General features: G+C 63.8%; 22 protein-coding genes. 6 read left to right on the top strand and 16 right to left on the bottom strand.

What is annotated here, in order from left to right:
* Nucleotides 1-16: 16 nt before the first annotated feature.
* Complete coding sequence (locus HKW67_RS02085) at nucleotides 17-1,030, bottom strand: isocitrate/isopropylmalate dehydrogenase family protein (RefSeq protein ID WP_171223821.1); 1,014 nt, start codon at nucleotides 1,028-1,030, stop codon at nucleotides 17-19.
* Between the two features lie 164 nt (nucleotides 1,031-1,194).
* Between HKW67_RS02085 and HKW67_RS02080 the strand changes: the two genes are divergently transcribed.
* Nucleotides 1,195-3,285 carry a carbon starvation CstA family protein gene (locus tag HKW67_RS02080; protein ID WP_171223820.1) on the top strand — a complete coding sequence of 697 codons (2,091 nt, stop codon included), beginning with the start codon at nucleotides 1,195-1,197 and terminating at the stop codon, nucleotides 3,283-3,285.
* Between the two features lie 78 nt (nucleotides 3,286-3,363).
* On the opposite strand, the gene HKW67_RS02075 is transcribed toward HKW67_RS02080, so the two are convergent.
* Entirely contained in the window at nucleotides 3,364-3,879 is a 516-nt protein-coding gene (locus tag HKW67_RS02075) for a hypothetical protein (protein ID WP_171223819.1), read from the bottom strand.
* Nucleotides 3,880-4,034: 155 nt separating this feature from the next.
* On the opposite strand from HKW67_RS02075, the gene HKW67_RS02070 reads away from it, so the two are divergent.
* On the top strand, nucleotides 4,035-4,244 hold the full coding sequence (locus HKW67_RS02070; protein ID WP_171223818.1) for a YbdD/YjiX family protein: 210 nt from the start codon (nucleotides 4,035-4,037) through the stop codon (nucleotides 4,242-4,244).
* Between the two features lie 10 nt (nucleotides 4,245-4,254).
* On the opposite strand, the gene HKW67_RS02065 is transcribed toward HKW67_RS02070, so the two are convergent.
* Complete coding sequence (locus tag HKW67_RS02065; protein WP_171223817.1) at nucleotides 4,255-5,472, bottom strand: MFS transporter; 1,218 nt, start codon at nucleotides 5,470-5,472, stop codon at nucleotides 4,255-4,257.
* 3 nt (nucleotides 5,473-5,475) lie between these two features.
* On the opposite strand from HKW67_RS02065, the gene HKW67_RS02060 reads away from it, so the two are divergent.
* Nucleotides 5,476-6,693: a M20/M25/M40 family metallo-hydrolase gene (locus HKW67_RS02060; RefSeq protein WP_171223816.1), complete on the top strand. Its 1,218-nt coding sequence runs from the start codon at nucleotides 5,476-5,478 to the stop codon at nucleotides 6,691-6,693.
* A gap of 63 nt (nucleotides 6,694-6,756) precedes the next feature.
* Here the strand turns inward: HKW67_RS02060 and HKW67_RS02055 are convergent, their stop codons facing one another.
* The 12 genes from HKW67_RS02055 to HKW67_RS22740 all read right to left on the bottom strand — a co-directional run bounded on the left by HKW67_RS02055 (nucleotide 6,757) and on the right by HKW67_RS22740 (nucleotide 17,330).
* Nucleotides 6,757-8,175 carry a galactokinase family protein gene (locus tag HKW67_RS02055; RefSeq protein WP_171223815.1) on the bottom strand — a complete coding sequence of 473 codons (1,419 nt, stop codon included), beginning with the start codon at nucleotides 8,173-8,175 and terminating at the stop codon, nucleotides 6,757-6,759.
* Nucleotides 8,172-8,981 (bottom strand): sugar phosphate nucleotidyltransferase, encoded by an 810-nt coding sequence (locus tag HKW67_RS02050; protein ID WP_171223814.1) that lies wholly within the window; start codon nucleotides 8,979-8,981, stop codon nucleotides 8,172-8,174. The genes HKW67_RS02055 and HKW67_RS02050 overlap by 4 nt, the downstream gene beginning before the upstream one ends.
* Complete coding sequence (locus tag HKW67_RS02045; RefSeq protein ID WP_171227509.1) at nucleotides 8,978-10,357, bottom strand: Gfo/Idh/MocA family protein; 1,380 nt, start codon at nucleotides 10,355-10,357, stop codon at nucleotides 8,978-8,980. The genes HKW67_RS02050 and HKW67_RS02045 overlap by 4 nt, the downstream gene beginning before the upstream one ends.
* A 65-nt stretch (nucleotides 10,358-10,422) precedes the next feature.
* Nucleotides 10,423-11,412, bottom strand: coding sequence for a sugar nucleotidyltransferase (locus tag HKW67_RS02040; RefSeq protein WP_171223813.1), 990 nt, complete (start codon nucleotides 11,410-11,412; stop codon nucleotides 10,423-10,425).
* Nucleotides 11,413-11,545: 133 nt separating this feature from the next.
* The gene (locus tag HKW67_RS02035) at nucleotides 11,546-11,923 is read right to left on the bottom strand and encodes a cupin domain-containing protein (protein WP_171223812.1); all 378 of its coding nucleotides are present in this window, start codon (nucleotides 11,921-11,923) and stop codon (nucleotides 11,546-11,548) included.
* Between the two features lie 47 nt (nucleotides 11,924-11,970).
* Nucleotides 11,971-14,040: a M1 family metallopeptidase gene (locus HKW67_RS02030; protein ID WP_171223811.1), complete on the bottom strand. Its 2,070-nt coding sequence runs from the start codon at nucleotides 14,038-14,040 to the stop codon at nucleotides 11,971-11,973.
* Between the two features lie 81 nt (nucleotides 14,041-14,121).
* The gene (locus HKW67_RS02025; protein ID WP_171223810.1) at nucleotides 14,122-14,679 is read right to left on the bottom strand and encodes a F0F1 ATP synthase subunit delta; all 558 of its coding nucleotides are present in this window, start codon (nucleotides 14,677-14,679) and stop codon (nucleotides 14,122-14,124) included.
* The gene (atpF, locus tag HKW67_RS02020; protein WP_171223809.1) at nucleotides 14,679-15,278 is read right to left on the bottom strand and encodes a F0F1 ATP synthase subunit B; all 600 of its coding nucleotides are present in this window, start codon (nucleotides 15,276-15,278) and stop codon (nucleotides 14,679-14,681) included. Before atpF ends, HKW67_RS02025 begins: the two co-directional genes overlap by 1 nt.
* A gap of 68 nt (nucleotides 15,279-15,346) precedes the next feature.
* A complete protein-coding gene (gene atpE / locus HKW67_RS02015; protein WP_206044573.1) occupies nucleotides 15,347-15,616 on the bottom strand; it encodes an ATP synthase F0 subunit C in 270 nt (89 codons plus the stop codon).
* A 173-nt stretch (nucleotides 15,617-15,789) separates the two neighbouring features.
* Nucleotides 15,790-16,728 carry a F0F1 ATP synthase subunit A gene (atpB, locus tag HKW67_RS02010; protein WP_171223807.1) on the bottom strand — a complete coding sequence of 313 codons (939 nt, stop codon included), beginning with the start codon at nucleotides 16,726-16,728 and terminating at the stop codon, nucleotides 15,790-15,792.
* A 21-nt stretch (nucleotides 16,729-16,749) separates the two neighbouring features.
* The gene (locus HKW67_RS02005; protein ID WP_171223806.1) at nucleotides 16,750-17,136 is read right to left on the bottom strand and encodes a hypothetical protein; all 387 of its coding nucleotides are present in this window, start codon (nucleotides 17,134-17,136) and stop codon (nucleotides 16,750-16,752) included.
* Nucleotides 17,133-17,330 carry an AtpZ/AtpI family protein gene (locus tag HKW67_RS22740; protein WP_425486269.1) on the bottom strand — a complete coding sequence of 66 codons (198 nt, stop codon included), beginning with the start codon at nucleotides 17,328-17,330 and terminating at the stop codon, nucleotides 17,133-17,135. Before HKW67_RS22740 ends, HKW67_RS02005 begins: the two co-directional genes overlap by 4 nt.
* A gap of 350 nt (nucleotides 17,331-17,680) precedes the next feature.
* On the opposite strand from HKW67_RS22740, the gene HKW67_RS01995 reads away from it, so the two are divergent.
* The 3 genes from HKW67_RS01995 (at nucleotide 17,681) to HKW67_RS01985 (ending at nucleotide 22,723) form a co-directional block, all read left to right on the top strand.
* On the top strand, nucleotides 17,681-18,130 hold the full coding sequence (locus HKW67_RS01995; RefSeq protein ID WP_171223804.1) for a BsuPI-related putative proteinase inhibitor: 450 nt from the start codon (nucleotides 17,681-17,683) through the stop codon (nucleotides 18,128-18,130).
* Between the two features lie 129 nt (nucleotides 18,131-18,259).
* Nucleotides 18,260-19,243: an AAA family ATPase gene (locus HKW67_RS01990; protein ID WP_171223803.1), complete on the top strand. Its 984-nt coding sequence runs from the start codon at nucleotides 18,260-18,262 to the stop codon at nucleotides 19,241-19,243.
* 246 nt (nucleotides 19,244-19,489) lie between these two features.
* Entirely contained in the window at nucleotides 19,490-22,723 is a 3,234-nt protein-coding gene (locus HKW67_RS01985) for an ATP-binding protein (protein ID WP_206044572.1), read from the top strand.
* Between the two features lie 5 nt (nucleotides 22,724-22,728).
* Here the strand turns inward: HKW67_RS01985 and HKW67_RS01980 are convergent, their stop codons facing one another.
* Nucleotides 22,729-24,060, bottom strand: coding sequence for an HD-GYP domain-containing protein (locus tag HKW67_RS01980; RefSeq protein ID WP_171223801.1), 1,332 nt, complete (start codon nucleotides 24,058-24,060; stop codon nucleotides 22,729-22,731).
* Nucleotides 24,061-24,252: the final 192 nt, after the last annotated feature.

The raw sequence follows: 24,252 nt of genomic DNA, 5'->3' as shown, positions 1-24,252 counted from the left end.
CGCGCCTGTTTCCGGATCAGCCAAGGCGCGCGATCACAGCGTCGGTGAACTGATCGGTGGTCGAGGTGCCGCCGAGGTCTCGCGTGAGCACAGCACCGTCGCGGATGGTGCCTTCGAAGGCGTTCCGGATGCTCGTCGCGCGACCGCGGTCGCCGATATGATCGAGCATCATGCACGCCGCGAGCACGAGCGCTCCCGGGTTGGCGACGTTCTTGCCGGCGATGTCGGGCGCGGTGCCATGCACGGCTTCGAAGATCGCCGCGTTGGTGCCGAAGTTCGCGCCGGGCGCGAGGCCGAGACCGCCCACGAGCCCCGAGATCTCGTCGGAGAGAATATCGCCGAAGAGGTTGGTGGTGACCACCACGTCGAACTGCTCGGGGCGCATGACGAGGTGCATCGCCATGGCGTCGATGATGCGCTCTTCGAACTGCACACGGCCTTCGTACTCGCGGGCGATCATGCGACCGACATCGAGGAACAGCCCCTGTGAGAACTTGAGGATGTTCGCCTTGTGCACCAGCGTGACCTTCTTGCGGTTGTGCGCGATCGCGTAGTCAAAGGCGTAGCGTACGATACGCTCCGAGCCATGCCGCGTGATGATCGCCACCGACTCGGCTGCCGCCTTCGGATCGTCACCGATCTTCACGTAGTGCTCGACGCCGATGTACAGCCCTTCGGTGTTCTCGCGCACCAGCACGATATCGACGTTATCGAAGCGCCCTGGCACGATCGTGTACGCCGGCCGGACGTTGGCGTAGAGATCGAACGTCTTCCGCAGGGCGACGTTGATGGAGCGGAAGCCTTCGCCGACCGGGGTCTCCAGCGGGCCCTTGAGGGCCACGCGGGTGCGCTTGATCGAGTCGAGAGTAGCGTCGGGGATCGGATCGTTCCAGCGCGCCACGCCGGCCATGCCGGCGACCTGACGGTCCCATTCCACATCGGCGCCAGCGGCGGCCAGGATGCGCACGGTGGCGTCGGCAATGGACGGTCCGATGCCGTCGCCGGGGATGAGCGTTACGGGAGTAGCCATGACGAATAAGATCGTCTGCCGCGCACGGGGAGTGAAGTCGCGTGCTGGAATGCCGCAAATCGGGCGACGGCACGTCCAAACTTGAGTACGCCCTGCCCCAGTTTTCCGAATTTTGCACGGGTCTTCATTGACACGGGCATGTACCAGAGCGTACACCGTATGCCATGTCCTCCCCCTCCCCTACCTCCGGCCTGCTCAAACAGGTCCCGTGGATCGCCATCGCTGTGCTCGGCGCCGGCGCCCTCGCCACCGTCGCCCTGAACAAGGGTGAGACGATCAGCGCTGCGTGGTTGCTTACCGCGGCGGTCTGCACCTACCTCATCGCCTACCGGTTCTACAGTCGCTTCATCGCGGCGGACATCTTCGGCCTCGACGCCACCCGGTCGACACCGGCTGAGCGACTCGATGACGGTCGTGACTACGTGCCGACCAACAAGTGGATCGTGTTCGGCCACCATTTTGCGGCCATCGCCGGGCCTGGACCGTTGGTTGGTCCCACCCTGGCGGCCCAGTTCGGCTTCCTCCCCGGCGCCCTCTGGATTCTCGTGGGCGTGGTGTTGGGCGGTGCGGTGCAGGACTTCGTGATCCTCTGTGCCTCGATCCGCCGCGATGGCAAGTCGTTGGGTCAGATGGCGAAGGAGGAGATCGGGACGGTGGCCGGTGCCACGGCGCTCGTCTCCATTCTCGGCATCATGATCATCCTGATCTCGGTGCTGGCGCTGGTCGTCGTCAACGCCCTGCGCGACAGCCCGTGGGGCACGGTCACGATCGGCCTGTCGATCCCGATCGCGATGTTGATGGGCGTGTATCTGCGCTGGATCCGGCCGGGTGCCGTACTCGAGGCGACCGCCGGCGGCCTGGTGCTGCTGTTTCTGTCGCTGTACGCGGGCAAGTGGGTATCGGAGTCGGCCACGTGGGCGCCGGTGTTCACCCTGAGCGGCGTGACGCTCTCGCTGTCGATCATGGTGTACGGCTTCTTTGCCTCGGTGCTCCCGGTGTGGATGCTGCTCGCGCCGCGTGACTACTTGTCGGCGTTCGTGAAGATCGGCGTGGTGCTGGCGCTCGGCGTCGGCATCATCGTGGTGCTCCCGGACATGGAGATGCCGCCGGTCACGAAGTTCATCGACGGCACCGGACCAGTGTTCTCCGGCAAGCTATTTCCGTTCGTGTTCGTGACGATCGCGTGCGGTGCCATCTCCGGCTTCCATGCGCTGATCTCCTCGGGCACCACGCCCAAGCTGCTGCGTCGCGAGCCGGATGCCCGCTTGATCGGCTACGGTTCGATGCTCACCGAGTCGCTGGTGGCCACGATGGCCCTGATCGCCGCGTGCGTACTCACGCCCGGCATCTACTTCGCGATCAACTCGCCGGCAGCCGTGATCGGCACGACCGCCATGAGCGCGGCCGACACGATCAACGGGTGGGCGTTGTTCAAGACGATTTCTGCCGCGGATCTCGAGCTGCTGGCCCGCCAGGTCGGTGAGAATTCACTCCTGTCCCGCACCGGTGGAGCGCCCAGTCTTGCCGTCGGTATGGCGCACCTGTTCTCGCGCGCGCTCGGTGGTGAATCGGCGATGTCGCTGTGGTACCACTTCGCGATCATGTTCGAAGCGCTGTTCATTTTGACCACGCTCGATGCCGGCACGCGCGTCGGCCGTTTCATGCTGCAGGATCTCCTCGGTCAGGTGTACAAGCCGCTCGGCCGCGTGTCCTGGTATCCGGCGGTCGTGTTCTGCTCGGGGTTGTTCGTGTCGATGTGGGGATACTTCCTGTATCAGGGTGTCACGGATCCTCTGGGTGGCATCAACTCGCTGTGGCCGCTGTTCGGCATTTCGAATCAGCTGCTGGCCACTGTGGCGCTGTGCGTCGGCACGACCGTGATCGTGAAGATGGGTAAGGCGAAGTACGCGTTCGTCACCATCATCCCGTTGGTGTGGCTGGTGATCGTGACGGCGACGGCTGGCCTGCTCAAGATCTTCTCGAGCGATCCGAAGCTGGGCTTCCTGTCGCACGCGCGGCTGATCGAAGGACAGATCGCGGGCGGCACGCTTCCGGCGAACATCAAGTCGCTCGAAGCGGCGCAGCGGATGATCTTCAACGACCACCTCGACGCGGCCGTGGCCGGCTTCTTCCTCGTGTCGGTGGTCGTGATTCTGACCGCGTCGATCATCGAGTGGGTGAAGGTGATGAACGGCAGCAAGGCGGCGGTATCGAGCGAAACGCCGTACGTGCGCACCCAGCTGGTCGACGCGTAACGCGGTTCGCGTAACGCAGTTTGCGTGCGGTACGATGCACACAGGGGGCGACGGCAGATGCCGTCGCCCCCTGTTTCGTCAGCGCAGCGTTCGACAGTAGTCGACGCGCGCCTCGATGGTGTGTGGTAGCAGCCAGCGAAGCATCGGCACGCTGGAGCCGGGGGTCGCGCGCGTTGCCGCCGCCAACCAGGTAGGGCCATCGGAGAACGCGTCGAGCCGCTGATGCATCCGCCGGCGGAGGTCCGGCACGTTCGGCACGCCGGTCATGGCGTCGATCGCGCGATCGAGGGCGGCGTGTCGCGTCGTGGAGGCACCGAACAGCATTTCGCGCGTACGGACGCAGGCGCCGTCGGCGATCGCCTCGAGCAGTCGGACGCGCGACGTGAACGACCGTGTCGTATCAGCGGCCTCAGCGAGCACGGCGGGCGAGAGCGGGTCCACCCGTCCCGCCACGCGGGCAGTGGGCGGAAGCCGTCGGGCCGTATCACCCGCCGCGTACACACTCGCCGCCGTCGACGAGACCACCGCACCCGAGACCGCGAGCAGGGACAAGATCAAGACACGACTTGTCGTCATCGACGTCGGCAGGGACATGGGCGGGACTCTGGCTCTCGCAAAAAGGCGGGTCACGAACGAACTTACGGACAGGCCGCGCGCCGACCGACCCGACGTCGGGCGCTCACCCACCCTACGAGCCAGCACGACCGAGGTCACCCTCGTGTCACGCCGGCGACTCTCATCGTCACGCCATGTCACTCGCAGCGAATGCCACGCCGTGGAAAGTCACGATGCGTCGTTGGATCGCGACCGTGCATCGGATCATCGGCGCCCCGGATTACGAGACGTATCTGGCGCACATGCAGCGCAAGCATCCCGGATGCACGCCGTTGGATGCCCGGGCCTTCGAGAAGCAGCGGCTCGTGGACCGATACAAGCAACCCGGCTCGCGCTGCTGCTGAGCGTGCCGGGCTAGGCCTCGGCGGGGGTCAAGGGCACCAGTGACATGATGACCGCGGCGACGATGGCCAGCGCCGCCCCCATCCCGAATGCCGTCGGCGAGCCGAGGCGGTCCCAGACGACGCCGAACACGATGCTCGCCGGCAACGCTGCCACGCCGACCGTTGCCTGATACCAACCGAAGGCCGTACCACGACGCGCCGCCGGGACCAGATCGGCCACCAACGCTTTCTCCGTGCCTTCCGTGAGGCCGAAGACGACGCCGTACACGCCAAAGAGCGCCCAGGCATGCCACGGTTCGGTCGCCAGCGAGAAACCGGCGTACACGGCCGCGTAGAGCCCCCAGCCGGCCACGATCAGCGGGCGACGCCCCACGCGATCCGACAACGCGCCGGCCGGTGTACTCGACGCACTCTTCACCAGGTGCAGCAGCACCCACACCAACGGGATCAGCGCCGTGGGTACCCCGAGTTGCGAGGCCCGCAGCAGCAGAAAGGCGTCGGTGGAGTTCCCCAGCGTGAACACGAGAATCGGCACCATCGTGAGCCAGAACGAGCGTGGCAGCGCACTCGCCGGACTGGTCGGTGAAGCGGCCACTTTGACACGGGGAACCGCCGGTTCCCGCTGCTCACGGACGAAGGCAATGGCCACCATCACCGCTAGCGCTCCCGGAATCGCCGCCACCCAGAAGACGTGGCGTATGGGCATGCCAAGCCACTGGAGACATGCCAACGCGATCAGCGGACCGACCACCGCGCCGGCGTGATCGGCCGCCCGATGGAATCCGAAAGCCCGACCGCGAAATTCGAGCGGTGTGGATGCGGCCAGCAGCGCATCGCGGGGGGCGCCGCGAATGCCCTTCCCGACTCGGTCGACCAAGCGAATGGCCAGCACCTGCGTGGCGCTCTGCGCAATGGCCACCAATGGGCGCACCAGCGACGCGATCGTGTAGCCGGCCACGATCAGCGGCTTGCGGCGGGATACCCGATCCGACCACCATCCACTGGCCAGTTTGAGCAGCGAGGCCACCGCCTCGGCGCCGCCCTCGATTACGCCCACCATACTGACCGTCGCGCCCAACGTGCCCACCAGAAACAGCGGCAGCAGCGGCGCGATGATTTCGCTCGACGCGTCAGTGAGAAAACTGACCGCAGCGAGCGCCAGCACATTGCGCGTCGGTATCCAGCGCGTGGCGGGCGTCGGTGCAGTCGTTGGCGGGATGGAGCTCATGCGATGACCACGACGGACTCCGGGAAGAACTGGCTGACGCCGCTGCTGGCAAGCTGGCGAGCACAGCGCGCGTGGATTCTCGAACAACAAATCGCGATCGCCCGCGTCGCGGCACCAACGGGGAACGAAAGCGAACGGGCGGCGCTGCTGCAACAGGACTGGCGCAACTGTGGCCATCACGTCACGAGCGACGGCGCCGGCAACGTGATTGCTCGGGTGGATCCCACGGCGACGCCCCATCGCACCGATGGCCGACCGCTGGTCTGTCTGGCGCACCTGGATACGGTGTTCGACGCCGCTGAACCGCTCGCGGTGCGGCAAGACGGTACGCGCACCTATTGCCCCGGCATCGGGGACAATGGACGCGGACTGGCCGCGATGTCGGTGCTGGCGCGCATCCTTCGGCAACCCGACGTACGGGCGCGATTGCAGCGGCCGATCGAACTCGTGCTGACCGTCGGGGAAGAAGGCGAAGGGAATCTGCGCGGCGCGACACAGTGGTTCGACGATGCCTCCGCCCGCGGCGCGATGCCGGTCGCGGCCGTGGCCATCGACGGCCCCGGCGACCGAACCATCGTCCACCACGCCGTGGGTTCACGGCGATGGCGCATCGCCTTCACCGGTGTGGGCGGGCACAGCTGGGCCAATGCGACGACCCCGAACCCGGTGCACGCCGCCGGTGCCTGCATTGCCGCGATCGCCCGTCTTGCCGACGCCTCCCGCCCCTACGGTGTCATCGCCGTCACCCGCATGCACGGTGGCGAACATCTCACCGGCGTGCCGACGCACGCGTGGATCGACGTTGACCTGCGGTCACTCGATCCGGAGCGACTGCGCACGATGGCCGGTGAAGTGGAGCGTATCGTTCGGCGCGCCGCACTCGATGCATCGCAGCACACGCCCGCGCAGGCGCTACGCTACACCATCACCACGCTCGGCGATCGGCCCGCCGGCATGATCGACGAACAGCACCCGCTCGTTATCGCCGCCGCGGCGGCCACCCGCGCCGTGGGACGCGTTCCGCAATCAGCGTCCGCATCCACCGATGCCAACGTGCCGCTCTCACGGGGCATCCCGGCCATCGCGATCGGCGCCGGTGGGTCGGGCAGCGCCGCTCATACGGCGAACGAGTGGTACGATGACACCGATAGTGACATCGGCATCGAGCGGTTACTCCGTCTGATCGTCGCGCTCGGCACCGCCGAGCGGCTGTCCGGCTAGTCCGCGCGGCTACACACGCGCGGCCGCACACGCGCGGCCGCACACGCGCTTACGCCCACGCGCTTATGCGCCGCGTGTGTCGTCGTCGATCACTTCAAAGGCCGGCGCACTCGGCCGCGTGGCGAAAAACAGCGCACGATGCGATGCCGATCCGTGTGTGCGCAGATAACGGTCTCGCCACCGCGACGCAAATCGCTCGGCATCTTGCGCCGAGACCATCGCCCACACACTTCCACCAAAGCCGGCGCCGAACGCGCTCGCGGCGTGCGCGCCGAGTTCGCGCGCGTAGCGCGCGAGATGCACCGTTTCCGCGATCTGATTCTCGAGCGCCCGCTCGGCACCGCCCTGGGAGCGATCCACCAGTGCGCCGAACTGCTTCACGTCACCGTTGGCCAACGCGTCGGCGGCAGTCGGTACGATCACGAACGTCTCGTCGAAGAACTGCTCGAGACGCGCGACGAGATGATTGGCCGTGAACTCCTGATCGGCCACGGCCCGCGCGGCGTCGACCAACGTCGCTGGTACCCGCGTCACGGGGCCCTGAGATGCCAACTCGAAGGCCTCGCGCAATGAACGAGCCGGCGTCTCGGCCTCCCCGCCGCCGTGGAGATTCCATGCATCCACGAGCCGATGCGCCGTGCGCGCCGCACGATTGTACCGCTCCTTGGCCGCGCCGGTTTTCGCCGCGACCACACCGCTCACGCCGATCACGAATGTGAAATCGGCGAGCCAGGGAACCGATCGCTCGTACGTCACCGGCGCCCAGCGAAACATCTCGAGTCTATCGGGTTCACCGCACAGAATCGCCGTCTGATCCTGCGCACCACCGAGGGTGCCCACGCCACGTTCGCCAGCCAGCAGCCCGTAGTCGGCGCCATTCTCGAGAGCACCGATGTAGCCGGCTAGTGCCGCACGATCGGTGATCGTGGTGCGCCACGCGGGCAACGCGGGAAGCTCCGACAGCTCTGCAAAGGCCAGGCTAAGTCCCACGGTGAGTGCACTCGAACTCGAGACGCCAGCCGCCGGCGGCAGGTTGCTCGCCAACGCGATGTCGGCCCCACAGACCGCGCTGCCGAAGTTGGCGATCAGGCGACGCAGGACTGTGCGCGGATACACCGCCCACGGCAGCGCACTGCGGGTCGGTGCATCGAAGGCAATCGAGATCGATTCACGGCGTCGCGCATCGCGCAGCACGGCCACTCTATCATCGCGGCGGCGGGCCACCAGCACGATGCCGCGTTCGACCGTACACAGCAGCGAGCGGCCGCCGGCATAGTCCACATGTTTACCAAGTACTTCGATGCGTCCGGGTAAGATCCACACCCGACGGTGGTCCGATGGCACACTGGCATCATCGAGCGCCTGATGCGCATCGCGCAGCAACGAGCGGTACGCGTTCGCCACGAGTGGCGAGAAGCCGACACTGTTGAACGACCGCCGCACGAACTGTTCGCTGAGTGGCGGAAACGCGTCGAGCGTCATGGCCGCGGATCGACCGATGACAGGCGATCCACGACGCCGGCAATGTCCGAGCGACGTGACAAATCGAGCACCGGCGCACTCAGGCGAACGGCGCGAACCGGCACGCCCTCACGAAGCGCAAGCGCTACGGCTTCCGGCAACTCGAACTCGCCGCGCGCCGACACCGGCACGCGGTGGCAGGCCTCCACAATCGCCGGCGTGACGGCCCACAAGTTCATGCCGACCCACTTCGCCGCGTCGCTCGTGAGATCGAACGCGTCGCCGGGCTTCTCCAGAATGCCGCACAACATGCCATCGCGCGATAGGTCGAGTACCGCGTAGGCGCGCACACGTTCTGCATCGATGTTGCCGTCGCGCACGAGGACCTCCCGATCGAACGCCACGACGCCGGCGCTGTCTTCGGTCGCAAGTTCGCGAAAGGCCGCCACCGGGTAGTAATTGTCGGCGTTCAGCACCAGAAACGGCGCATCGCCGAGCACGGCGGCGGCTACCGTCACGGCGTTGGCCGTGCCAATCGGCGCCGGCTGCACCACGAAGCGAAGGCGCACACGCGTGGGCGGCGCTTCGCGCGTGAAGTACTGTCGCACCGCGTCGTGATCCGGCCCGATCACGAGCAGCACATCGACGATGCCCGCATCGGCCAATGCCGAGAGGACATATTCGAGAAAGGGACGCTTGATCGGAATCATCCCCTTCACCCCGGATTCCGCGGCCGCCACCTGCGAGGCCTCGAGCGTTGCCGTGTCGTCAGTGCGACGCATGCGGGTGCCGAGGCCTCCGGCCATGATGACGGCCGAACGGATCATGTCGGACTTGGGCCCTGCGGTGCAGTGGACGTCCGCCACGCACCGCGGGTGAAGTCGGGGAACTTGATGGGCGCGCTACCCTTCTTGATTGACTGCTCGCACAACGCATACGGCACGCTCCACGCGGCAGCATCGTACACGTCGAAGTCAGGCGCGAGCCCTTCGCGCATGCACTGCACGAGACGGTAGGCCATGATGAAGTCCATGCCGCCATGGCCGCCGTTCTTGCGGGCCATGTCGCCGACCGCCGTCCAGAGCGGATGCTCGTACTTGTTCTTGAATTCGGCCAACGGCGTCCACTTCTCGCCACCGGCGGCGCCGTCGATATACAGGCGTGCGGGATAGTCGTTGAAGATCGCCTTGGATCCCTGCAGGTTGTTCAGCCGCGAATACGGACGCGGATTCACGACATCGTGCTGCAGCAGGATCGTGCGTCCCTTGGCCGTCTTGATCAGCGACGTGTTCATATCGCCGGCTTTGTAGCGTTCCTTCCATTTCGGACTGTCCTTTGGCTCCGCCTTCTCGCGCCACTCGGAGAGTCCGGCTTCCGGCGACGACATCGATACGACGTACTCGAACTTGTCGCCGCGATGAATGCCAAGGTACTGCGCGACCGGTCCGAGCCCGTGCGTGGGATAGAAGTTCGTGTCGCGTTCGGTGTGCGGGAAGCGACGCCAGAGCCCTTCGTCCTTGTTCTCGAACAGGATCTCGCGCAGGTCGTGCAGATACGCCGCCTCCGCGTGCAGCAACGTGCCGAATACGCCTTCGCGTACCATGCGCAGCACAGTGAGCTCGCTGTTGCCGTAGCAGCAATTCTCCATAAGCAGGCAATGCCGCTTCGTCTTCTCGGACGTGTCGACCAGTTCCCAGCACTGGTCGACGGAGAGCGCGATGGGCACTTCGCTGCCGGCATGTTTGCCCGCCCGCATCGCGGCCAGGACGACCGGCGTGTGCCACGGCCATGGAGTGGCGGTGTAGACGAAGTCGATATCGTCACGCTGCACCAGCCGTTCAAAATCGCGTTCTCCGTTGGTGTACAGCGCCGGGGCCTTGCGCCCCGCTTTCACCACCCGGTCGGCCGCGCGTTGCGCCTTCTCCGGGACGATATCCGCGAGTGCGGTAATCTCCACGCCTTCGATGGCGAGCAGTTCGCCCAGCACGGAGCTTCCGCGCAGCCCCGTGCCTACGATCGCGACGCGCACCGTGGCGTACTTCTCGAACGGGACGCCGAGCATGCTGCCGTTTCCGGCCAGCCGCGGCGGGGTGAGATCCACGCGCCAGTCATCCGTGCTGGCCAGCAATCGCGCTGGCGCACCCGTGACTGCCGCAGCGGCCAACGCCGCGGCCGCCCCACTCAACAGGTCACGGCGCGACACGCCTCGCGATTCGCCTCGCGATTCGCTTCGCGATTCACCGTGATCGCCACCGTTCGATTCGTCGCTCACGTGTCCATCCGAATGTCGGAGTCATCGCCGAGGTTCATGCTGCCTTTCACGCCCCGCACCACCACGCGGTCGCCCAGAAATGCGTCGTGCAACTGGGCATGTTCGACTGTCGTGTGCTCGCCGATCACCGCGTTGGCAACGGTCGAATGGCGCACCGTGCTGCCCGTGCCGAGCGACACATTCGGTCCAACGGTGGCATGCTCAATGGTGCAGCCGTCTTCGATGTACACCGGCTCGACGATCGTCGCGCCTTCGCCAAGAGCGGCCGGGCGACGGGCACGTCCTTTCTCGAGCATCGTGCGGTTCGTGTCGAGCAAGGTCTCGAGCTGACCGGCATCGTACCATCCGGCGACGTCCACCACTTTGATCTTGGCGCCATGATCGATCATGTACTGGAACGCATCGGTGAGGTACCACTCGCCTTTGTTTGGCGCCGTAGTCAGCACGTGATCGATGCCCTCGTACAGCAGCTTCCAGTTCTTGATGTAGTACAGGCCGATGTTCGCCCGCTTCGAAATCGGCTCTTTCGGCTTCTCGACGATCTTCGTCATGTGGCCGTGCTCGTCGGTGACCACCACGCCGAAGCGCTGGTAATCCTCGACTTCCTTGGTCCAGATGATGCCGTCGTCGTCGCTGTTCTTGAGAATGCTCAGGTCGGCATCGAAGATCGTATCGACGAAGATGATCAGTACCGGCTGGTCGACGAACGGCTTCGCCAGCGCGACCGCGCCCGCCGTGCCGTCCTGCACCGCCTGCTCGATGAACATGCTCGGGATCTCGTACGTCGCGCGCGTGAACGCTTCGACCTTCTCCTTCAGATGTCCGGTGATGTACACCACCTGTTCCACATTGCCGAGCTTGAGCACGTCGTCCATGACGTAGCTCATCACGGGGCGGCCAGCGACCTTCAGCATCGGCTTCGGCGTCACGTGGGTGTGCGGACGAAGGCGCGTGCCTTTCCCGGCGAGGGGGATAATGACCTTCATGTCGAATTCGATCCCGAGTGGCGGGGTGAGTCGGGCGCTCCTGCAGATCGACGCAAGATGCAGAACGGCGCCGTCCTCGGGGAGGGGCGGCGCCGTTCGAAGTGCTGAGGGATCGCGATCACGAGCGAGCGCGTCAGGGGGCGCTGGTGCCCTCGCGGCCGTATCGATCCTTGATCCGGACCACATCATCCAGTTCCGGCGTGCTGGCTTCCAGCACATCGCAATCAGTGATCGCTTCCATGTAGTGGATCGTGCCCGGCGTGATCCGGAACGACTGACCGGTGGTCAAACGCTGGTCCTGCAGCTCGGTCTCGCCGGGCAGCTGAACCCAGTACTTCATTTCGCCCTGCAGCAGATAGACGGTTTCGTCCTTCCGCTCGTGGTACTGCACGGACAATGCCTGTCCGGCGGTGATATGCAGGATCTTGCCCACGTACCGATCGGTGTGGGCCCAGATCGTCTCATGTCCCCACGGTTTCGGCACATGCCGGACTTCGACGCGACCACTCATGCAACGCTCCAGAATCGTAGACGAATCATGCGACCGATCCGCTGACGTCAGCGGGTCGGCAATACCAATCGATAGAACCGGGCTGTGGGGCTCTCCGTGCTGCCGTATGGATCGAGCCAAAGGGCGTCGGGCGCCTCGTCGAGCCGGAACTGCACCAGCTGTACATCCTTGAGCGGGTCGGTGCGAATCACCGTCCACCCAGTCGCCGTCCGCACGCCCACCGGCATCGGATGCCGGTATTGTCCCACGCGTGCGAGCTGCGCCGTGACGACCCATTGGAACCGCCCAGCCACTTGCTCCTTACGGACGACCGGCGCCCGCAAGGCGTAATCGATGACCCCGGTCTGCTGCACCCACTGATCGAAGAACCAGCCGAGCTTCCGCTCGCCGACGCGTTCCGCCGTGGCCTGCATCGCCCAGCGATCCACATGCCGGAACTGCCACATCGCGTAGTACTCGCGCAGGAAGCGCTGAAACGTTTCCTCGCCCAGCACATCGTGCAGCGCCTGGTACATCGACTGGCCGCGATCATACACCGACGCGTTGTACGCGGCGAAGCTGCGGAACAGATCCGCCCGCGACCCGATCGGCTCCGCGGTCCCCTCGCGCACCGTGGTCGCCTGCTCGCCTGACATGGAATCGAGTCGAGCACGCAAGCGACGAACGGCCGTGTCGGCGGGCTGTGATGGATTCCGATCGTTCGCCATCTCGAGCCGGGCGGCCAGCAGCACGCGTGAGTCTCCGGCTTGCAACAACTCCTGATACGAACTCAACCCTTCGTCCATCCAACCGCTCTGCCACTCGTTGTTGGCGAGAATGCCATAGGTGTACACGTGCCCGAGTTCGTGCACCGTGAGCCCCAGCGTGGCCTCACCGTTCATGAGCAGCATGGGAAATTCCGTGCCGCTGGCGTCGATGCGTTTGACCACGGTGATCTGCGGATACGGATAGTCCCCGTACAGTGCCTCCAGCCAGCGGAGAGCCTTGCGCGTCTGATCCAGCGCCTTGCCACCCTGCCACTGCGTGAGGGACTCGTCCACGCAGCGCTTCTCGGCGCTCTCGCTCAGCGACGCCCGGGAGCAGTCGTCGGCGGCATCGGCCCGATACAGCACGTGCACCGACACCGTGTCCCAAATCGGGAAGCGATAGAACTGCGACGGGGCATGTACATACGACGTGCCTTCATACCGGAATCCGGGCGACGTGCTCCACGCGAAATGGTGCACGTTGCGCGCGATGAAGCGCACCGCTTTGTAGCCTGTCGGCACCCGAACCGTGGTCGCCGCCGGTACATCACGATACGCCTGCGCCGCCAGCCGCGGACGCTCACTGCCGGGCGCCATCACGCGCGCATAGCCCGGGTCGCCGCTCACCGGGACACCCGTGGCGCCCACCGTCTGATCGGCTGGCAAGACCAGCGTGACATCGAATGCCCCGAACTCCCCGTAGAACTCTCCCGCCGGCACGAGTGCATTCGGCTTCCAGCCGTCGCGATCGTACACGGCCACCTTCGGATACCATTGCGAGAAGTCGAAGCTCCGCCCGCGGCGTGCCTGACGTCGAGGCACCGTGCTCGGCCGCGCCGTCCACGCAAACTCCACGGTGACCGAGTCCCCGGGGGCCAACGGCGTGGCCAGAGGCAACCGCACGACGGTGCTGTCCGGCGACAGCGGATACTCCACGGTCACAGTGCGGCCATTCACGCGCGGGGCTGAGGTAAAACGCTCATACGCGTAGTCGGGATCACGCAGTTCCTGAAAGCGCAAACGGCCCTCGCGCTCATCGGTCGCCGACCACCTCGACCCGGGGCGGAACGCATTGAGGTACTGATGCACCCAGAGCTCACGCAGCACTTCGGGGCTGCGATTCACGTACCGCAACGACCCGGTGGCCGTGATCACACCGACGCGCTCATCGAGCGTGGCCACGATCTGATAGTCGGCTCGCTGCTGCCAGTACCCCGTCGTGTCGCCACTCGCCCGCGTGGTCGCGGCGCGGACCGGGATGCGGGGCGCGAGCGCCTGCTGATTCGGGAGGACGGCCGGCTGAGCCGGCGCGCTTTGCGCCGTGACGGCCCGCGCGACGAGCAGGAGAACGAAAGCGAGGCGTTTACGCACGGAGATGATCGGCAGAATGTGAATCGGGGGAGTGCACTCTCGTGCACTCCCCCGTTCCTTCACGAAGCGAGTGGAGCCGAATCAGACGCGCGACGCACCCATGCGACGGCGCAGCAAGCCGAGCTTCCGGCGCAGCGAGCCATCCATCACGGTGTCGCCGATGCGGACCACGATACCACCGAGAATGCTCGGGTCGACGGCGAGGTGCGGCACGACCGTCTTGCCAACGATGGCCGACAACCGCTTGCCGATCTCGTCGCGCTCGTCGTCACCTGTTTCACGTGCCACGGTCACGCGCGCATGTACAATACCGGCCGACGCGTCGAGGAGCGTGTCGTACTCGTTGGCCACGATCGGGATCAGCATCTGCCGACGGTTCTTCACCAGCTGCTGCAAGAAGCGCAGAAACAGACGCGGCACGCGATCGCCGAGGGCCTTGGTCAGCACCGCCGACTTCTGGTCGGCAGCAATGCGCGGCGACTCGAGGAAGCGAAAGAGCGTGATGTCGGTTTCGATCGCGGTCGCGATCTGCCGCAACATCGTGCCCCACCCCGCCGTGTCCTCAGCCTTGCGCGCGAGGTCCAGCAGCGCCTCGGCGTAGTTACGGGCGACCGATTCGCCCTGCACGCCGGCCGGCATCAGCGCGTACCCTTGGCGCCGTCGAGCGAGGCCAGGAAGCTCTCGACAATCTTGCGATTACCGGTCGAATCGAGATTCTGCTCGACCACGCGCGAAGCGCCGGCGATGGCGAGGTCGATCGCTTCCGTCCGCAGCGCGGCAATGGCGGCAGCCTTCTCGCCTTCGATCGCACGGCGGGCCTGCTCGATCATCTCTTCCTGCTGTGTCTTGGTCTGCGCGAGCAGATCGGTCCGCATCTTCTCGGCCGTGGCGCGGCTGTCAGCGATGATCTGCTGCGCTTCCGTACGCGCGGTTTCGAGATGGGCCTTCTGCTGCGTGAGCAGCGACTCGGCAGCGGCACGATCGCGCTTGGCACCTTCGATCGCATCCTCGAGCGCCTTTTCGCGCGCCTCGACGGCAGCGAAGAGCGGCTTGAAGGCAAACTTCGACAGCACGACCATCAGCAGGACGAAGATGACCAGCGTCCACGCCATCACGCCGACATTTGGGTCGAGCAGATTGGGCGGTCCTTCGGCGGCTTCCGACGCAAGCGCCGGAGAGGCGGTGACCGCGAGCAGAGCAGCGAGCGCGCCGATACGGCGGGCGGAAAGAGCGAGCATGGAGAGGTCCACGAGAAGAAGAGAGTGCGGCGGGGCGCCCGGATGGACGCCCCGCGCGCGCGATCACGTTAGAACGTGATCTTGCCCTGAATCAGGAAGCCGACGACGACGCCGAACAGCGCGGCGCCTTCGATGAGCGCGGCCAGGATGAGCGCGGCGGTCTGAATACGACCCGCGGCTTCCGGCTGACGCGCCATGCCCTCAACCGCCGAACCACCGATGCGGCCGATACCCATGCCGGCGCCGATCGCGGCACCACCGGCAGCGATGCCGGCGCCGATCATGGCCATGCCCTTCGGATCCTGAACAACCGGCGCAGCGGCCTGGAGGAGACCCATGATTTCCATCGTAACACTCCGAAAAATAGTCGTTGAGAAATGCACTCCCGGCGGCGGTACCAGGTACCGCGCGTCCCGTCAGCGGGCCGAAGCCCAACGGGAATCACCGATCGCTCGATCGGCTACGTCTCTCGCAGGCGGTGGGAGATTCCGCCGAACGAGTTCAACAGGTGCTAGTGGTGCGCTTCGCGGATCTGTCCGATAAACACACAGGCCAGCAGCGTGAAGATGAAGGCCTGCAAAAAGCTGACGAACAATTCGAGCAAGCTGATCACCGTGGCCATGAGGACCGGCACGCCGGCGAACGCCCACGACTGGAAGGCGAAGATGAGACCGATCAGCGCGAGGAGCAGAATGTGCCCGGCGGTCATGTTCGCGAACAAACGAATGGTGAGCGCGAACGGCTTCGAGATCTTGCCCACCATTTCGACCGGCGACATGATGAAGAACATCATGACGCGCATGACGATCGGCAGATCCTTGTTCCAGTAGAAAATCGTGCTCAGGTAGCCGATACCGTTGGCGCGGATACCGGCGACCTCGACGACCACCGCCGTGATGAGGGCAAGCGTGGCGGTCACGGCGATGTTACCCGTCGCCGTGGCTCCGTAAGGGATCATGCCGAACAGATTGCACGTGAGGATGAAGAAGAACAGCGTGAGCGCGAACGGCACGAACGCTTCGCCGTGGTGCCCGACGTTCGGCAGCACGACTTCGTTGCGCAGATACAGCGCCATCGCTTCCATCGCACCGGCGAAGCCCTTGGTGCGCCCTTCGGTCTCATGCTGCGTGCGCGAAGCCGACGCCGCACTGATCAACACGACGGCCACGACCACGGCGGCCAACAGCATGAACACGACATGCTTGGTCGGCGACAGATCGACTTCCATGCTGCCGATGTGCACCGGCGCAATCTTCGGGAGCTCGATTTCCTTGGCGAGGTGGCTATTCGGCCACGGGATCTCGAGGTGCGAGCCATCGGTGATGTGCGGCGTGATAAAATCCACCGGACCCGCCGCCGGCGTGGCCGGGGCGTGTTCGCTATGCTCCTGCGCGCTCAACGCGACGGGCGCGAGGGCAAGGAGCATGGCACAGGACAACGAGCGGAGCATGGACTGCATCCGAATCAGGTCTTAGTGAGCGTTCAGAAAGATCGGCTCGATCACAGTCGAGACGAAGTAGAAAACGACAAGTGATATGAGCGCGGGAGTCGACGGCAACCCCAACGCTTCAGCTCCCAAGAAGGCCCAGAAGGCCAACGTCGCTCCCCGCAACAACACGCCGAGCCCCCACCCCGCCATCACCTGCGTTCGCGCGACGAGCATCGCGATCGCAAAGGTGAATGTCTGCACGATCACGGCGAGCCACGCACTGGCGCGCACCGCTTCGGCCGACGCGGGGTCAGGCCAGACGAACCGCTGCATGAGGAACGCAGCACTCACCACGAGGGTGAGTTGCGCGGCGGTGAAGCCGAGCAGCGCACGGAGCATTCGATTGGGCGCAACACGATCGGTCGTCATGGCTTCGGCAACGAATCGGTATCGTCCGTGGACCGCGAGCCAGTCGGCTTCGTGAGACGCCGGTAACTCGCGTAGAAAGCTCCTCCCCCACCTCCGAACAGCCCCCCCAACAAGAAGAGGGGCGATGTGTCGAACCGGCGGTCGAGCCAACTGCCGGCGTACACGAACAACAGGATTGACGCGAAGAACTGCATGCCGAGTCCGGCGAGCGCCCACGGAGACTGCTCTCCGGGCGGCGTCGAGCCGGGTGTTGGGTTCCGCGGTTCATCTGCCATTCGGCGCGGAAGCTAGAGGCTTGTGAAATTTTTCGCAAGCTATCAAAATGACCGAACCCGAACAAACACCGACACGCGAATGCGGGCAAGTAACAAAAGGCAAATGTGAAGCAGCATCGTCACTTAGCGCGTCAACTGATGCTTGACAGCCACAGCTGCCGTTGATAACGTGGCGAAGTATCGAAATGTGACCGTGCGTCGTCCAAGCTTATGTCGGTGCTTACGATTGGCATCGGCTACTGCGACCCGACCATCCGACCCACTCCCTGATGCTTTCCCGCATCATCGTTCCACTGCTGGCAGCCGCCGTCCTGATGTTCGCGTGTGGCCCGCGAACGCCGAGTCCGGTAGCCAGCGCGCGCCCCAAAGGTGGGGTCGAGCAGGGTGTGACGTCTCACGTCATGGTAGACACGGCTCAAGGCGTGGTGCGATTCGCGATCGAAGTCGCGAACGACTCCCGCAAGCGGGTCGAGCTGAACTTTCCCGATGGCCGGACGCACGATTTCGTGGTGCTGAACGATGCGGGCCGTGAGGTATGGCGCTGGAGTACGGGGCGTCTCTTCACGCAGGCTATGCAGAACCGCCTGCTCGACGCTCATGACTCTGTCGTCTATGACGAGCGCTGGTTGCCCCCGTCGCCCGGTCACTACACACTCGTGGCGTCGTTGCGCAGCGAGAACTATCCCGTGCAACAGCGCGTCGAGTTCGCCCTTCGCTGATTGCCGGTGGGAGCGTGCATTGCTCGCGCGCCTCGGTTCGCGCGTTACATTCTCTGACACTGCAACGGACGCCCGCGGGCGTCCGTATCTGTTTTCAGGCTCGTCCATTTCGCATCTCACACCGATCTCGTGACTACACCGCCTGTCGAGAACGACCTCGCCCTGCTCGACCGTCTCGCTGAGGCGCGACGTGAGCTCGCCACGCAAATCGGAAAGCGCATCGTCGGACAGACCCAGGTGGTCGACGACCTTGTGACGGCGCTGCTCGCCGGCGGACATGTGGTGCTCGTCGGTGTGCCGGGCCTCGCGAAGACGCTCCTGGTGCAGACCGTTGCGCAGGCGCTCGATCTCACCTTCTCGCGTGTGCAGTTCACACCCGACCTGATGCCGAGTGACATCACCGGCACTGAGCTCATGGAAGAGGAGCCAGGCACGGGCAAGCGCGCGTTTCGTTTTGCCGAAGGCCCCGTGTTCGCCAACATGGTGCTGGCCGACGAAATCAATCGAGCGCCCCCGAAGACGCAGGCCGCGCTGCTGCAGGCCATGCAGGAGCGCACGGTGACCGTGGCGGGACGCACGTACGAGTTGCCGAAGCCGTTCTTCGTGCTTGCCACGCAGAATCCGATCGAGCAGGAAGGCACGTATCCGCTGCCGGAAGCACAGCTCGACCGCTTCATGTTCGAACTCACGGTCGGCTATCCGTCGCGCGAGGAGGAAGAGCAGATCGTGATGTCGACGACGGGTGCGTCGCAGGGCGATGTGCGTCCGGTGGTCGGCGGCGAAGAGTTGCTGCGATTGCAGCGACTCGTGCGTCGGTTGCCGGCGCCGCCGAGTCTGGTGCAGTACGCCGTGAAGCTCGCGCGCAGCACGCGACCGGACGATCCGAACGCGAGTGCGAAGGTGAAGAAATACGTCAGCTGGGGTGCCGGTCCGCGTGCGTCGCAGTATCTCGTCCTGGGGGCGAAAGCGCGGGCGGCGATGGATGGACGGGCGATGCCCGATCTTGACGACGTGCGCAGTGTAGCGAAGGCCGTGTTGCGACACCGTCTTGTGGTCAACTTTCAAGCGGAAGCCGACGGCATTCCAACGGAGTCGTTGATAGAATTTCCGTGAGTTCCCGGGTCGGTGGGCAGTCCGGCAGGGACGGGACGGATGACAGCGGACGGGCGGTTTCTCCACGAGAGAGACCGCCCGTCGTGCATTGTTCACTCGGAGTCACGGGGTGCGCTGTTGGGATCGCTTCACTGCGGCGACATTTACTACTGCTGACGCGTCGCTGACGGTACGAGCTCAGTGTCATGTCGTCCCCGGGTGACGACGTCGATCGCCCAGCCTGTACTCTTGCCGACGGGTGTGCCAATGGCTCGCATGCGACTCCAATCAGCGGCTCGAGACGAGCTGACGTTGCCAGAGGTGGCGGACGACGCGGATCTTGGCGGGCTGCCCTTGGTGTTTCAGACCTTGGGCGCGGCGCGCCTGATGTTGGGTGACGACCGCATCGTGCCGTCGACGGGGACGCTCTTTGCCTTGCTGGTGCGCGTGGCGTACAGCCCCGAGTACCGGCACTCGCGCGACGAGCTACTGACCTCGTTGTGGCCCGGCCAGTCGATCGCGCGTCAGCGCGGCAACTTGCGGCAGACGCTGTACAAGGCGCGGTCGATGGGGATCAACGTGTCGCTCATGGGCGACTGCGTGTGTCTCGATCCGCGGCAGGTGGTGACGACGTTTTCGTTGTCGCACACGCCAGCCTTATTTGATCGGGATGTGGTGCGCGGGAACGAGCCCTTCGGCGTCTTTCTGCCGAGTTTCGTCGCGCCGTGGCCGGACTATCAGGAGTGGGTCGACGCGCAGCGAGCGACCGTGCACGCCGCCGTGCGCCGGGTATTGGTCGAGCTACTGCGTACCCGTCGCGAGCGCGCCGACTGGTCGGGGGCGGAGGCGCTAGCGCGGTGGCTGCTGCAGTTCGACCCGTTGCATGAGGAGGCGACGCTGACGCTGGCCGAGTGCACGATGTTGGCTGGTTCGAAGGCGGAGGCGGTGGCGATCATCGATCGCTATCTCGCGGAGATCGGCCCGTCGGCCGGCGACATTCGGCTGCCGGCGACGCTGCTGCGGAAGCGCTTCACCGAGCCACCCACGAAGAAGCGTCCATCGTTCGTGCCGGCGGAGCGGCATTTCGTCGGTCGCACGACCGAGCTGGCGAATCTGACGATGGCGATGCGGCGGGCCCGGTGGCACGACGGGAGCGCGGTGATGATTGAGGGTTACGCGGGTATCGGGAAGACTCGACTCGCCAACGAACTCTCGAAAGTCTCAACGATTGAAGGATTCCGCGAAATACGTGTGGAGTGCCGTGACGGTGACGTGAACCGGCCGCTCCATGCGTTACTGGAACCCGTCACCGAGCTGCTGACGCTCCCCGGTGCACTTGGCTGCGCGCCGGAGAGTATGAGCATCCTGCGCAAGATTGTCGGCATCAGCGATGCGGAGCTTTCTCGCACCGAAGGCGACGCCTCGTCGACGTCAGCTGCCGCGCGGTCGCTGGAAGGTGTTGACCTGACGTCGATCAGGAGTCAGACGGTGCGCCATTCAATCATCGATTTGATCGGCGCCGTTACGGAGGAGAAGCCGCTCTTTCTGATCATTGAAGATGCCCACTGGATCGACGATGATTCGTGGGATGTCCTCGTTGACCTCGCCGAGAGTGTGGCGCTGATGCGGGTGTTCCTGGTAATCACAACCCGTCCTCCCGCACGGCGTGTGGATCGGTCATCCAAGTCCCCGTCGGCACTGCAAGTTGTCAAGCTCGACGCGCTGCTTCCGGAGGAGTCGCTCTCCCTCGCGCGTTGGCTGAGTAGCGAGATGGCCGCGCCTCTCTCTCCGAAAGTGGAGGACTGGATTGTCAGCGCGAGTGAGGGAAGCCCGTTCTTCCTACTTGCGTTGGTGAATCATTGGGTGGAGACGGGTGATGCGAGTGGTATCCCGCCGACGCTTCAGGGACTACTGGACCAACGCATAGAGCGACTCCCTTCAACGGCTGTTCGAGCGCTCCAGACCATTTCGCTGCTCGGAGAGTATGCGTCGCTCGATCGTATCATGGAATCGTTGCAGCTACCTACGCACGAGTTGCTAGCCGCCCTAGAGCAACTGGAGAAAGAAGGCTATCTCGCGCAGGACGAGGCGGCGCTTGTCGTCTCGCATGAACTTGTGGGTAAGGCTGCTACAAGCCGCATGTCGACTCTAGTTCGTGCAGCGTTGCGATCATCGATTGCCGAAGCTTTCGAACGCGAGTTCGACCGGACAGCGGACGTAAACGTTCTCCTTCAAGGCTTGCACCAGACTGAGCTCAGCGGACGAGGCGAGGCCGTGCTCCGCTTCTTGGTCAAGCACGCCCACTCGTTGGTAGAATCCGGGCGCCCCCGTGGACTTCTTCAGACACTGAACCGCGCTACTTCGGCGAGGGCGCTAGTCAGCACTGCGACCGATCTTCGTTGGCTCCAAGCACGCTTGGAGCTCGACTCGGGAGAGTATGCGAAATTCTTAGCGCTGGGCCCCAATGAGCTTAAACTGCCAACGGACATCGCGTCTGTGACGCACGGAGAGGCTGAGGAAGCCCTGTCTATCGTCGATTCAGCGTACAGAGCAGATCCGTTCGTCGACAAAGACGGACTTGTCGAGTTCACACTACGACTGGTGAACTCCCTACAGCTTCCCCGATCAACCCGACTACGCGCCGCCGAGATCGGCCTGGTCATTTGCTCGAACACCTGCGATAGCATGAAGGCGAACTCGATATTCCAGTCTATCTCTCCGACGGATAAGGAGATCGCGACGGATGATCGAATCCAGCGAATGGCACTTCTGTATCACACGATCTTTGGATCACTAGATATTGCCGAGCTCGTCGCCCAGAGTCTTTACTCGAAGTCGCTAAGACAGGCCGCTTCCACGACCTCGTACCAAGATGCTGGACGAGCAGCGTTCACTCTTCGGATGTGCGGAAAGACAGCTCTCGCCATTGAAGCATTCAACTACAGCTATCGCACTGCGATCGAGATCGACGCTCCGCGGCTTGCGCAGTTTCCTGCCTGGCAGCTTGCCAACCTGTACCTGGAGATGGCCGACGAGCCGAGCGCGAATGACTGGACGAGTACGCTCGCCAAGCTCTTTGAAAGCGAAGAGGATGAAGTCTCGTCAAGCTTTGTTATCGCGTACTTCTGCAGGGTCGCTATCTACAATCGAGACATCGACGGCGCGATTGAGTTGCTCGAAAGATGCAAGCGCGCGTACCCACGTTTTCCGACAGTGAAAGCGCACGCGTATGTGGTAGCACTCGAGATCGGTACTCAGCTACTCAATCCGACATGGATCCCAAGCGATGCGCTCCTTGAGGTAGCCAGTGCGCGGCACGAGTCGACGGCACGATTCGGAACAAGTGATTTTCTTTCGACAGTCTATTTCAGCGCACTGCAACGCGCTGGGCGCTTAGAGGAAGCACGCGAAAAAATAGTGGATTACACAAACTCGCTACGGCGCGATCGATCCCCTCTCGCAGTCAGCCTACTCCACCTGAAGAGTAACCTCAGCGGTTAGACCGCCTAAGCAACTGCGGGAGTCTTCATCCTACGCCGAACGAGCTCGAAGATTTGCGTCAGTGATTGAACACGCCCCGAATCATTCTGATCAAAAAGTCTGGCGAAATCTGGGGACGCTACCAGCACATCGCATATGGTTGGATCGAACTGAATTCCGCGGAACTTTCTAAGTTCTGAACGGACTTCCGCCTCGCCGAGCGCTTTCCGATACGGACGGTCGGTAGTCATCGCATCGATGGTGTCAGCGAACATGATAATTCTTGACCCAAGCGGGATATCCCGACCTTCGAGCCTATCAGGGTATCCAGTTCCGTCCCAATTCTCGTGATGATGGCGAACCGCGGGGATGATATCCTGAAGATCGGAGATCTTCGCGACGAGTTCCGCGCTTTTTATCGGGTGAAGCTCCATTATCGCGCGCTCTTCCGGGGTCAGTCTGCCTGGCTTCGAAAGAATCGGAGCGAAGATCTCATGGATTTTTCCGACATCATGCAGCAGTGCCGCAGTTGAAATTCTCTCGATATCCTTCGGCCCTAGTCCAATCACTTGGGCTATGATGCGCGAATAACGGCTGACGCGCTGTGAGTGACCAGAAGTATATGGGTCACGAAATTCCACCGTTTGGACGAACAGCTCAAGCAGCTCCTTGTTCGTCGTTTCAAGTTGGTGCTTCGACTGATAGGTCAGCCGCAGTCCTAGAACGAGAGCACATAGCACTGCGACGCCCCAACCGCCCCAGTCAACATATGCTCGCGCGAAACCGTAGACGACGGGGATGGCAACGACGTCGTAGACGAGTCCGGCGGAATTTCCTTCATACCAAGTCTTTATTACGCTCTTTCCCTCAGCGAAGCCAATCGCCGCTGCAACGGAAAGCGTATTCACGAATAGGAAAACCACGACCGCGGTCGCATGCGGGATCGCCTGAAACTCCGGATCAAGGAGTAGCGGTAACCCACCAAGCGTTATGTAGACAGCGATCGCAAAACATCCCGCAAGTACGATCTGCGCCACATTAAAGGCGCGCTTGATCGCCATTTTGGGCTTGATCATCTCAGCGATGAACGCACCCGTACCGACGATCGCAACGGTGGCCCACGATGGATACAGGACAAACGCAGTTAAGAACGGGATAAATGAAACTGCGCCAAAAGTGCTTCCCTGTACCCGGTAGCTAAGAACAGTCCCTAGGAAAGCAACCAACGTCAGCCAACCAGCGCCCGCCAAGAATAGAACATTTACGTCCGGCTGATACACATACAGCCCGACAAGCGAGGCAGCGGCAGCTGCCACGATCGCATACACATAGGCGATTACGCTTGTCTTCATGGACATAGAGAAAACCGGTCCCCGTCAACCTAGTGCTTTAGGTCAGCCCCAAAGCTTAAGATCAGCCAACACGAACGACCACATCGCATTCACGAGCTGGGCCACGAATTCCATCTTTGCGTCACCTCCCATCGGGGTAGTCACGTGTGTCCCGCTCGGGACTCCACATGCTTGACGAGGTTGGCTCCGCTCCTACTG

This window comes from Gemmatimonas groenlandica (assembly GCF_013004105.1).
GTDB classification, from domain to species: domain Bacteria; phylum Gemmatimonadota; class Gemmatimonadetes; order Gemmatimonadales; family Gemmatimonadaceae; genus Gemmatimonas; species Gemmatimonas groenlandica.
Note: the sequence above shows the minus strand (reverse complement) of the source record. Positions and strands in the feature narration are given on the sequence as shown.